Origin of the sequence: Clostridium sp. AF22-10, from assembly GCF_003478725.1 — a bacterium.
Taxonomy (GTDB): domain Bacteria; phylum Bacillota; class Clostridia; order Lachnospirales; family Lachnospiraceae; genus Otoolea; species Otoolea fessa.
Map to the genome: position 1 here is coordinate 50,194 of NZ_QUFZ01000019.1, position 11,167 is coordinate 61,360.

Consider the following 11,167-nt stretch of genomic DNA (forward strand, 5'->3'; position numbering starts at 1 on the left):
AAGAAATTGGGAGGAAAGAACCATGATTATATTATCACCTTCGATTCTGGGGGCAGATTTTACGAAGCTGGGAGAGCAGGTCGCTGAGGTGGACAAGGCAGGCGCACAGTACATCCATCTGGATGTGATGGATGGCGCGTTTGTGCCGAGTATCTCCTTTGGAATGCCGGTGATTAAGAGCCTGCGCCCGGTGACGGATCGTGTGTTTGACGTACACATGATGGTGGAAGAACCGGGACGTTATGTAGAGGATATCAAAAAAGCGGGGGCGGATCTGATCTGTGTGCATCAGGAAGCCTGTCTTCATCTGGACCGCACGATCGCGCAGATCCGTGAGGCGGGGCTGCAAACAGGTGTAGCGTTAAATCCGGCGACCCCGGTCGAGACACTGGATGTTATTTTGCCGGAGGTGGACATGGTTCTTCTGATGACGGTCAACCCGGGATTTGGCGGTCAGAAATTTATTCCATATACGGTAGAAAAAATCAAGAAGCTGCGCGCAATGTGCAGCGAGAGGGGACTTTCCACCCGCATTGAGGTGGACGGCGGAATCACGCCGGACAATGTGCGGACGGTTTTGGAGGCAGGAGCCGATGTGATCGTGGCGGGAAGCGCTGTATTTAAGGGAAACCCGGCTGGGAATGTAAAAACATTTTTAAATATTTTTCAGGAATTTGAACAGGGATGATGAAGATGAAGCGTTGTTTGATTGTGACAGGCGGAACGATTGATATTGCGTTTGCGAAAGATTTTCTCTCACAGCGCTCGTATGACTATGTAATTGCGGCAGATGCGGGGCTGGAGGTTCTGCGCCCGCTGCATATTTCTCCGAATGCGGTGGTCGGAGATCTGGACACGGTGGACAAAAAGGTTCTGGAAGAATATCAGAACCAGCCGGACATCGAATTTGAGATCCATAAACCGGAGAAGGATGAGACGGATACGGAGCTGGCGCTTTTGACGGCGGCGCGCCAGGGCTGTGAGGCAGTTGATATCCTGGGGGCGCTGGGCGGCCGTATGGATCACGCCATCGGCAATATCCAGCTGATGTATCAGTTTTTCTGCCAGGGAATGGAAGTGAATATTTATGATGCCCGCAACCGCCTGTATCTTCTGGGCGGGCATAAGGTATTTCACCGGGAAGAGGTGTATGGAAAATACATTTCGTTCCTGCCGATGACCGAGACTGTCGAGGGACTGACGCTGCGGGGATTTAAATACCCGCTCCAGCGGCGGACGATCGGGCTGGGGACGAGTCTCTGCATCAGCAATGAACTCAAACGGGAAGAGGGCATTCTGGAGCTGGAGAAAGGCGTCCTTTTGTGCGTGGAGGCACATGATTAATCCGGATAAAAAGTGGCAAGTTATAACTGACCTGCTTAAAATGATAAAAACTGTATGTTTTTCAGGGGACAAGATTGTGCTATGATGAGTCCAATAACAAGGGAGGATGAAACATCATGGCAAACAAATCAAATCAGGCTTACAAGATCGCGATGGTCGGTCTGCTGGCAGCTCTCTCCTATGTCGTATTTACATACGGACAGGTGAAGATCACACTTCCGGGCGGCGATGCAACTTCCATTCATCTGGGAAATGCAGTCTGTGTCATCGGGGCACTCTTAGTCGGCGGCTTTTACGGCGGTTTGGGAGGTGCTATCGGCATGACGATAGGTGACCTTCTCGATCCGGTTTATATTGTATATGCACCGAAGACATTTATCTGCAAACTCTGCATCGGACTGATCGCCGGATTCGTAGCACATCGTCTGGGCAAGATTGACCGGAGCACCGATAAGAACCACATCCTTGGTTTTACGATTGCAGCAGCGGTGGCAGGTCTTTTATTCAACGTCATTGCAGATCCGCTGATCGGATATTATTATAAACTCTGGATCATTGGTAAACCGGCGGCAGAGCTCACACTTGCATGGAATATCGCAGCGACTTCGATCAATGCGGTGACATCTACGATTGCGTCTGTTGTTATATATATGGCAGTTCGTCCGGCACTCCGCAAGGCAGGTTTTCTGGATGCATTGTCTGTAGAAGCGAGAGCATAAGGCAATTTATCTCAGTCGAGAAGAATTAAAATGAAATACATACAGGAGACTGTGGTTGGGCAGAATGGGAAAAACATCTGTCCGGGCGCAGTCTCCTTGTTGCGTCATTGGAGTGTGCGGTTTATAAAACACAAATGCATAGATACACGCTTGTAGAAACCAGAATCATGCCGCAGGCAGTCGTATCTGCCGCGAGAATATGTTAGATTATAAAGTTGCTTAAAATCTAAGAAAATGAGGAAAAATTATACATGGAAGGAATTCAGAAGAAAATAGCGGTTTTAAATGACCTGTCAGGCTATGGGCGCTGTTCGCTGACGGCGGCAATGCCGGTTATCAGCGCCCTCAAGGTACAGTGCTGTCCGGTGGTGACGGCGGTGCTGTCCAATCACGCGGGATATCCGGAATGCTATATGGATGATTATACCGATCGGATGGAGGCATACCTGGAGCCGTGGCGGAAGATGGGATTTGAGATGGACGGAATCATGACTGGATTCTTAGGTTCTGCCAGACAGGCGTCGATCGTGGCAGATTTTATCCGGGATTTCAAACGGGAAAATACGCAGGTTTTGGTAGATCCGACGATGGGCGACCACGGACATCTCTACAGCGTCTGTGACGAGGATCTGATCGAGGCGATGCGGGAGCTGATGCAGTATGCGGACGTTGTCACGCCAAATCTGACGGAAGCCTGTGCCCTGACGGACACGCTGTATCAGGAAAATGGATGGAGTAAGCGCAAGCTCTCAGATTTGACCTGGAAGCTTCACCTTTTGGGCGCGCGGTCAGTCATTTTGACAGGCGTGGTCAAGGGCAAACAGATCCTCAACGTGATCCATGAGCGCGGCAAGGAGCCGGTCTTTCATGCAACTAAATTTGTGGCGGGCAATTACCACGGAACCGGGGATGTCTTTGCAGCAGTCATCGGTGCCAGCATGGTGCGAGGTGTGCCGATGGAGGAAGCCGTCAGACGGGCGGCAGCTTTTACAAAAAAATGTGTGGAAAAGACAGAAGAACTTGGTGCCCCGGAGCAGGACGGACTGTGCCTGGAGGCGTGTCTGTCCTATTTGACGAAGTTGAGTTAAATATAATGGGCAGTCTATCCTGTTTTGTTTCAAAATGCAAAAATGATGTTACTGGGCACGTATGCGTGAACAATAACAAAATGATTTGAAGAACAGAGGAACTCTTGAAACAGGGCTTTTCATTCGTACAAAGTTGTAGTATAATTATAATTAGTTTTCGTGCAGTTAATTGCATAACAGTAGGAGGAAGATATGTTAGATCTTAAATTCGTCAGAGAAAATCCTGACATTGTAAAGCAGAATATTAAAAATAAGTTCCAGGACAAGAAAATTCCGCTGGTAGATGAGGTAATTGAGCTGGATGCCAAGAACCGTGCAGCGAAGAAGGAAGCAGACGATCTGCGTGCGAACAAGAACAAGATTGCAAAACAGATCGGCGCTCTGATGGGTCAGGGAAAGAAAGAGGAAGCAGAAGAGCTGAAGAAACAGGTAGCAGAGCAGTCTGCCCGCCTGTCTGAGCTGGAAGAGCAGGAGAAGGATCTTGGCGAGCGCATCTTAAAGATTATGATGACCATCCCGAACATCATTGATCCGAGTGTTCCGATCGGTAAAGACGACAGCGAGAACGTAGAGATCGAGCGCTTCGGCGAGCCGGTTGTACCGGATTTCGAGATCCCGTACCACACCGAGATTATGGAGAAATTTAACGGCATCGATCTGGACAGTGCCAGAAAGGTAGCTGGAAATGGTTTCTATTACCTGATGGGCGATATCGCAAGACTTCATTCTGCTGTTATCGCATATGCAAGAGATTTCATGATTGACCGTGGATTTACCTACTGTATCCCGCCGTTCATGATCCGCAGCAATGTTGTAACCGGCGTTATGAGTTTCGATGAGATGGATGCGATGATGTACAAGATCGAGGGAGAGGATCTTTACCTGATCGGTACCAGCGAGCACTCTATGATCGGTAAATTCATTGATACCGTAGTTCCGGAGGAAGAGCTTCCGAAGACACTGACCAGCTATTCTCCGTGTTTCCGTAAAGAGAAGGGCGCTCACGGCATCGAGGAGAGAGGCGTATACCGCATCCACCAGTTTGAGAAACAGGAAATGATCGTAGTCTGCAAACCGGAAGACAGCAAGATGTGGTATGACAAACTGTGGAAGAACACCGTGGACCTGTTCCGTTCCATGGATATTCCGGTTCGTACTCTGGAGTGCTGCTCCGGAGACCTGGCTGATCTGAAAGTAAAATCCGTTGATGTAGAGGCATGGTCCCCGCGTCAGAAGAAATATTTCGAGGTTGGAAGCTGCTCCAACTTAGGTGATGCACAGGCAAGACGTCTGAAGATCCGTGTCAACGGCAAAGATGGCAAATACTTTGCACACACCTTGAACAACACTGTAGTAGCTCCGCCGCGTATGCTGATCGCATTCTTAGAGAACAACCTGCAGGCAGACGGTTCTGTCCGCATTCCGGAGGTTCTGCGTCCGTATATGGGTGGTAAGAGCGAGATTCGCTAAGTTCATTTGAGTCCAGTAAAAAAACGCCATGGGTTGTGTGCCTGTGGCGTTTTTTACTGGACTCATTGTGAATTGCAGAAATATAGACATTGTCTTTTTTCAGGCGGCATTATGATGGCAGTTCTTCCAGCTGATTCGACGGCGTCGCCATCATCGAATAATTCGTATGATAAATCACAAATCCCGGAGCAGCGCCCGCTACTTTTTTGACCTGCTTTTTCTGTACATAATCGATCTCAACTTTTTCATTTTCCCGTCCCTTGGAATAGTAGGCAGCCAGCCCGGCGGCTTCCTCGAAGGTGCGGTCCGGAAGCTCTTTTCCTTCGGATTTCACAATGACATGGGAACCCGGAATTCCTTTTGCGTGGAACCACCAGTCATTTCCAGTCGCGATCTTGAAGGTCAGCTCCTCATTCTGGTAGTTGTTTTTGCCGACGTAGATATGGAATCCGTCGGAGGAAAGGTAGTGGAATGGGCGGCTTGTGATTTTCACTTTCTTTCCAGCCGGACCGTGCTTTTTGATGAAGCCATATTCCGTCAGCTCCTGCTTGATCTGAGTCAGATCTTCCTCCTTTAAGGCAATATCGAGGGAGGTGCTGATGGATTCGAGGTGCTCGATCTCCTGCTTCGTCTCCTCAATGAGCTGGCTCTGAGCCTCGAAAGTACGTTTGAGTTTTCCATATTTGTCAAAATATTTCTGCGAATTTTCGCGGGCGGTCAGCTGCGGGTCAAGCGGGATCTTGACCTCTTTTCCTGTGTAGTAGTTCGTGCAGACAAGTTCTTTTTCGCCGCCGGTCAGCTCATAACCGTAGGTGTTTAACAGCTCGCCGTAGAGCTTGTATTTATCCCGTTTTTCGGTGTCCTTTAACTGTTTCTGCTGCAAATCGTATTTTTTATAATTGCGCTCCAGGGCAGTCTGGACGATCCGGCGCAGATCCGAGGATTTCTGGCGGATTCGTGTGATGACGTTCTTGGACGCATAGTAGGTCTCCAGCACTTTACTGATCGAATCAAAGTGTTCGACCTGATATTCCGGCGGGAACGAGGTCAATGGGAGAGCGGCAAATTCCATTGGCTCATCTTCACGGTATACGATGCAGGGCGAGAACTGTCCATTTTTGATGGATTCCATTGCCAGTTCCAGCGTGTGCCCGAGGTGCGTGCGCTCCAGCTCATTCAGTTCCGATGCGGGGCGGTCGGCATCGATCGATGCCTCATAGCAGAATTCTTCTGCCATGACCGGGCTGATACCGGTGAAATTCGTGTAAATGGCTTTTCCTGCCGGTGCCGGTGACTGTGCCAGAATGGCGGCGAAATCATCGGCAGATGCAGTCAGCGGATCCTGCTTTGCGACCGTCTGCGGGAGGAAATATTGCCGTCCCGGCAGAACCTCGCGCACGGAGCTGACCTGCACGGAGATATGTTTGATACTGTCGAGGATCGTGCCGTCAGGGCTGCAGAAAATGATATTGCTGTATTTTCCCATCAGTTCGACGATAAGCAGCTTGCGGCAGAGGTCACCCATCTCGTCCAGATGTTCGATCTCAAAATGAATACAGCGTTCCAGACCCGGCTGGCTGACCGACACGATGCGTCCGCTTCCGATGTGCTTGCGAAGCAGCATGCAGAAATTCGGGGCAGTCATCGGTCCCTGCTTGTTGGTATCCGTCAGATATGCCAGCGGGAGACTTGCGTTGACCGAGAGAAGAAGCCGTTTCGTCTCCCGGAAGTTCTTTATGGTAAAAAGAAGTTCATCGCGCTCGGTCTGCGTGATCTTTGCGATCTTGCCGCCGGTAAGCGCGTCACTAAACTCCTTAACCAGGTTTGCGATTACAATTCCGTCAAATGCCATGGTTTTGGTGCTCCTTTATTTGTGTAGTATCTACTATTATAATGAAAGAAGACACGAAAAACAATCACTTTTAAATTCGGTTGACGCTTGCGGCGATTTGCATTATAATACCATTATCTATGGATGAAAGAGAGAGGCGTCACTATGCTTAAAAGTATGACTGGATTTGGCCGATGCGAGATGGCAACGGATGAATATAAGATTTCTGTGGAGATGAAGGCGGTAAACCACCGTTATCTGGATCTCAGCATTAAGATGCCGAAGAAATTTAATTACTTTGAGGCGGCGATTCGCGCGCAGCTCAAGAAATACATTCAGCGGGGAAAGGTAGATGTCTTTATTTCCTATGAAGATTATACGGATGAGAAGATGTCCTTAAAGTACAATCGTTCCCTGGCTGGCGAGTATATGGATTATTTCCGTCAGATGGCGGACGAGCTTGGAATTCCGAATGACGCGACGGTGATGCGTCTTGCACGGTGTCCGGAGGTCTTTACGATGGAGCAGGCGCCGGAGGACGAGGAGCATATGTGGCAGATTCTCGAAAAGGCGATCGGCGAGGCGGCAGAGAAATTTGTCGAGACACGCACACGCGAGGGTGAGAATCTGAAGCAGGATCTGCTTGGCAAGCTGGACTATATGGTAACGCTGGTCGATCAGATTGAAGAACGTTCCCCGAAGATCGTGGAAGAATACCGGGCGAAACTGGAAGATAAGGTGAAAGAGCTTCTGGAAGGAAGCAGCGTCGATGAAGGCCGGATTGCGGCAGAGGTTGTGATTTTTGCAGATAAGATCTGCACCGATGAGGAGACGGTCCGCCTGAGAAGCCATATCGAGGCGACCCGCAAGGAGCTGACGGCGGGCGGAAGCGTCGGACGTAAGCTGGATTTCATTGCACAGGAGATGAACCGCGAGGCGAATACGATCCTTTCCAAGGCAAACGATCTGGAGGTTTCCGATTGTGCGATTGCACTCAAGACAGAGATCGAGAAAGTCAGAGAGCAGATTCAGAATATTGAATAGCCGATCATGCTGGAAGAGGTATTCACGGAAGGTTGCCGTTGGCGGTGAAAATACGGAGAATATGAAATATTGTAATAATAGATAGAATTTAGAAAGCAGGCGAAATATATGGATAATCAGGGAGTACTGGCAGTTATATCCGGATTTTCAGGGGCAGGCAAGGGAACATTGATGCGTGCATTGCTGGAGCGGTATGACAATTATGCCCTTTCCATCTCCGCGACCACCCGCGCACCGCGCGAGGGCGAGGTTGATGGAAGAGAGTATTTCTTTAAGACCCGGGAAGAGTTCGAACAGATGATTGAACACGATGAGCTGGTCGAATACGCCCAGTATGTCGGAAACTATTACGGCACACCGAAGGAGTATGTGTTTTCCAACCTGAAAGCGGGCAAGGATGTCCTTTTGGAGATTGAGATTCAGGGTGCCCTGAAAATCAAGAAGAAATTCCCGGAGGCAGTTCTCATTTTTGTCACGCCGCCGAGTGCCGGGGAGCTTAGAAACCGGCTGGCAGGTCGTGGAACCGAGACACCGGAGAAGATTGCCGCACGGCTTTCGAGAGCAGCAGAGGAGTCCAAGCAGATGGATGACTACGATTTCATTCTGGTGAATGATGAGGTAGACCGCTGTGTAGAAGAAATGCACGCACTGATTCAGGCGATGCATGCCAGAACAGAAAATCACAAGACTTTGATTGAAAAAATAAAAGAAGAGATGAAGCAATTCTGAAAGGAGAAAGATGTATTATGATGCTGCGTCCGTCATATCTTGACTTAATTAATGTTGTAAACAAAGAGGCTGAGCCGGGGAAAGAACCGCTGATTCAGAGCCGTTACTCCATCGTAATTGCGACTGCAAAGCGTGCAAGACAGCTGATCGCCGGTGATGAGGCACTGGTCATTGAGAATGGAAGAAAACCGCTTTCGATCGCGATCGACGAGCTGTACCATTCTAAGGTTAAAATTGTAGCAGAGAACGATTCCCCGGAGGAAGAGGTCTAAAAGGTGACAGAAGACCGTCCCGTGTTCATTATGTACATGGAGATGGTCTTTTCTTAGATATAGAGTAACTGTTCAGTAGGTCTGCGCATTTACTGCGCTGACCGTACGAAAACATGGGCCAGCAGGCAAAAATCCCATTGCCGTAGGCAATTTTTAATGGATTTTTTGCGCGTGACTGTGAAGGTACTGAACAGTTACGAAATTAGTAAGATAGGAGCAGAACAACGTGGCAAAATCGTTATTTATAGCCGAGAAACCGAGCGTGGCGCGTGAGTTCGCAAATGCACTCAAGGTAAATGGGCGCTCGGCGGATGGCTATATTGAATCGGAAAATGCGGTTGTGACCTGGTGTGTTGGACATCTGGTCACGATGAGCTATCCGGAAGTATATGATATGAAATATAAGCGCTGGAGTCTGGAGACACTTCCATTTCTCCCGAAAGAATGGAAATATCAGGTTATCGACAGCGTGAAGAAACAGTTTGGAATCGTGAGCGGTCTCTTAAACCGGGCGGATGTAGATACAATCTACGTCTGTACCGACTCGGGACGGGAGGGAGAATATATCTACCGCCTCGTCGCGCAGATGGCTGGCGTGCAGGGCAAGAAACAGAAGCGCGTCTGGATCGATTCACAGACGGAGGAAGAGATTCTACGCGGCATCCGCGAAGCGAAGGATCTGTCCGAATACGATCATCTGGCGGATTCGGCATATCTGCGGGCAAAAGAAGATTATCTGATGGGAATTAACTTTTCCCGTGCACTGACGTTGAAATATGGACCATCTGTTTCTAACTATATGCGAAGTTCTGACCGGACCGTGATCTCAGTCGGACGCGTCATGACCTGTGTCCTCGGCATGGTAGTCCGCCGGGAGCGGGAAATACGGGAATTTGTCAAAACGCCATTTTACCGCGTGATCGGTACATTTGGACCGGCAGGTATCTCGATTGACGGTGAATGGCGGGCGGTGGAAGGAAGCCGTTACTATGGAACGCCGTGTCTGTATAAGGAAAATGGTTTTAAGGAGCGAAAGGACGCGGAGGCGCTGATTGCATGGCTGTGGGAACGCGAGAATGGAAACGAAAATTCGGGAGTCATGCAGTCAGAGGTCAGCGACGCAGAAAAAGCGGACGCGGGTTTAATGGGCGTATATAATACTTCGCAGGGAACCATTTTAAAAGTGGAAAAGAAAAAGGAAACCAAAAATCCACCTCTTCTCTATAACCTGGCGGAGCTCCAGAATGATTGTTCTAAAATGTTTAAAATCAGCCCGGATCAGACCCTGAAAGTGGTGCAGGAGCTGTACGAGCGAAAGCTGGTTACCTATCCGCGAACGGACGCGCGTGTGCTTTCAACGGCGGTGGCGAAGGAGATCAGCAAAAATATCGGCGGTCTGACGCATTATGAGCCGCTGGCGGCATTTGCATCGGAGGCGATGCAGGCAGGGCTGTGGAAGAACATAGCAAAAACGCGTTATGTCAATGATAAGCAGATTACCGATCACTACGCAATCATACCGACCGGACAGGGACTCGGCGCGCTGCGAAGTCTCTCGGAGTTGAACCGCAAGATTTACCAGGTGATTGTGCGCCGTTTCTTAAGCATCTTTTATCCGGCGGCGGTTTACCAGAAATATGCGGTTGAGATTGAGGTAAAAGGTGAACATTTCTTTGCCAGTTTTAAGGTATTGAAAGAAGCGGGATATCTCAAGGTGGCGGAAATTCCGAAAAAGAAAAAGGACACTGCCGGGGAAAGTGTCGGCAGAACGAACCGCCTTGAACCAGGTATAGATGGAAATGATGCGGAAAATCCGGCAAGAGAAGCAGATGGAACAGACAGCAGCCAGCCAAAGGTAATTGACGCGTCCCACCCAGAGTTTATCCAGATGCTGGAACAGCTCAAAAAGGGGATGAAAGTGTCACTGGATGATTTGCAGATCAAAGAGGGCGAGACATCTCCGCCGAAGCGTTATTCCTCCGGTTCGATGATTCTGGCGATGGAAAATGCCGGTCAGCTTATCGAAGACGAAGAGCTGCGCGCCCAGATCAAGGGCAGCGGCATCGGAACGAGTGCAACCCGCGCGGAGATCTTGAAAAAGTTGTTCAACATCAAATACATGGCGCTCAACGAAAAAACGCAGGTCATCACGCCGACCTATCTGGGAGAACTGATTTATGAGGTCGTACACACCTCCATGAAGCAGCTTCTCAACCCGGAGCTGACGGCAAGCTGGGAAAAAGGTCTGACCTATGTGGCAGAGGGCAGCATCACACCGGATGAATATATGCAGAAATTAGAGCGCTTCGTTATCGGACGCACCTACAATGCGGTTCATATGGGAAATACGTATGGGCTGCGGCCGGCATTTGATGCGGTTGCTGTGTTTTACCAAAATGCAGAGAAAGTGTCGCGAAGCAGAAGCGTAAAGAGTAGGGGAACTGCGAAGACTGCAAGAACAGTAAAAGCTGAAACTAGCTCTGAGACGACAAGTATTACATCCGGACAGGAACAAAGTAAGTGAAAGTAAACAATCTATTTATAATAATAGAAGAAATTGAATTTCAGGAAAGGCAATGATCATGAAAAAAGAAGAAATGAAAATCACAGAATTATATGATTTAACCCATAACGCTGGCTTCAGATTATCTGAAACAGTTTACCTACGTG

At 49.1% G+C, this 11,167-nt stretch carries 10 protein-coding genes; 9 read left to right on the forward strand and 1 reads right to left on the reverse strand.

Features of this window, described 5'->3' with window-relative positions; genetic code table 11:
• Positions 1 to 22 precede the first annotated feature (22 nt).
• From rpe to serS, 5 genes are all read left to right on the forward strand, one after another.
• Complete coding sequence (rpe, locus tag DWX91_RS12780) at positions 23 to 688, forward strand: ribulose-phosphate 3-epimerase (protein ID WP_022360278.1); 666 nt, start codon at positions 23 to 25, stop codon at positions 686 to 688.
• Complete coding sequence (locus DWX91_RS12785; RefSeq protein ID WP_353844167.1) at positions 685 to 1,344, forward strand: thiamine diphosphokinase; 660 nt, start codon at positions 685 to 687, stop codon at positions 1,342 to 1,344. The genes rpe and DWX91_RS12785 overlap by 4 nt, the downstream gene beginning before the upstream one ends.
• Before the next feature lie 116 nt (positions 1,345 to 1,460).
• Complete coding sequence (locus DWX91_RS12790) at positions 1,461 to 2,063, forward strand: ECF transporter S component (protein ID WP_022360276.1); 603 nt, start codon at positions 1,461 to 1,463, stop codon at positions 2,061 to 2,063.
• 251 nt (positions 2,064 to 2,314) lie between these two features.
• On the forward strand, positions 2,315 to 3,151 hold the full coding sequence (locus DWX91_RS12795) for a pyridoxamine kinase (RefSeq protein ID WP_118472671.1): 837 nt from the start codon (positions 2,315 to 2,317) through the stop codon (positions 3,149 to 3,151).
• Between the two features lie 192 nt (positions 3,152 to 3,343).
• A complete protein-coding gene (gene serS / locus DWX91_RS12800) occupies positions 3,344 to 4,621 on the forward strand; it encodes a serine--tRNA ligase (protein WP_022360274.1) in 1,278 nt (425 codons plus the stop codon).
• A gap of 109 nt (positions 4,622 to 4,730) precedes the next feature.
• Here serS and DWX91_RS12805 read toward each other — a convergent pair whose 3' ends face one another.
• On the reverse strand, positions 4,731 to 6,473 hold the full coding sequence (locus DWX91_RS12805; RefSeq protein ID WP_118293189.1) for an NFACT family protein: 1,743 nt from the start codon (positions 6,471 to 6,473) through the stop codon (positions 4,731 to 4,733).
• A 144-nt stretch (positions 6,474 to 6,617) separates the two neighbouring features.
• Here DWX91_RS12805 and DWX91_RS12810 point away from each other — a divergent pair, with 144 nt between their 5' ends.
• From DWX91_RS12810 to DWX91_RS12825, 4 genes are all read left to right on the forward strand, one after another.
• Positions 6,618 to 7,496, forward strand: a complete 879-nt coding sequence (locus DWX91_RS12810) for a YicC/YloC family endoribonuclease (protein ID WP_118468641.1) — start codon at positions 6,618 to 6,620, stop codon at positions 7,494 to 7,496.
• Positions 7,497 to 7,604: 108 nt separating this feature from the next.
• On the forward strand, positions 7,605 to 8,225 hold the full coding sequence (gmk, locus tag DWX91_RS12815; protein WP_022360271.1) for a guanylate kinase: 621 nt from the start codon (positions 7,605 to 7,607) through the stop codon (positions 8,223 to 8,225).
• 17 nt (positions 8,226 to 8,242) lie between these two features.
• Positions 8,243 to 8,497 (forward strand): DNA-directed RNA polymerase subunit omega, encoded by a 255-nt coding sequence (gene rpoZ / locus DWX91_RS12820; RefSeq protein ID WP_022360270.1) that lies wholly within the window; start codon positions 8,243 to 8,245, stop codon positions 8,495 to 8,497.
• 226 nt (positions 8,498 to 8,723) lie between these two features.
• A complete protein-coding gene (locus tag DWX91_RS12825) occupies positions 8,724 to 11,021 on the forward strand; it encodes a DNA topoisomerase (protein ID WP_118472823.1) in 2,298 nt (765 codons plus the stop codon).
• The last annotated feature ends 146 nt before the right edge of the window (positions 11,022 to 11,167 follow it).

What these genes read in the sequence shown, in the direction of transcription:
- DWX91_RS12790 (WP_022360276.1), top strand. Translation starts at nt 1,461, where the DNA reads ATGGCAAACAAATCAAATCAGGCTTACAAGATCGCGATGGTCGGTCTG.
- DWX91_RS12810 (WP_118468641.1), top strand. Translation starts at nt 6,618, where the DNA reads ATGCTTAAAAGTATGACTGGATTTGGCCGATGCGAGATGGCAACGGAT.
- DWX91_RS12795 (WP_118472671.1), top strand. Translation starts at nt 2,315, where the DNA reads ATGGAAGGAATTCAGAAGAAAATAGCGGTTTTAAATGACCTGTCAGGC.
- DWX91_RS12805 (WP_118293189.1), bottom strand. Translation starts at nt 6,473, where the DNA reads ATGGCATTTGACGGAATTGTAATCGCAAACCTGGTTAAGGAGTTTAGT.
- gmk (WP_022360271.1), top strand. Translation starts at nt 7,605, where the DNA reads ATGGATAATCAGGGAGTACTGGCAGTTATATCCGGATTTTCAGGGGCA.
- rpoZ (WP_022360270.1), top strand. Translation starts at nt 8,243, where the DNA reads ATGATGCTGCGTCCGTCATATCTTGACTTAATTAATGTTGTAAACAAA.
- serS (WP_022360274.1), top strand. Translation starts at nt 3,344, where the DNA reads ATGTTAGATCTTAAATTCGTCAGAGAAAATCCTGACATTGTAAAGCAG.
- DWX91_RS12785 (WP_353844167.1), top strand. Translation starts at nt 685, where the DNA reads ATGATGAAGATGAAGCGTTGTTTGATTGTGACAGGCGGAACGATTGAT.
- rpe (WP_022360278.1), top strand. Translation starts at nt 23, where the DNA reads ATGATTATATTATCACCTTCGATTCTGGGGGCAGATTTTACGAAGCTG.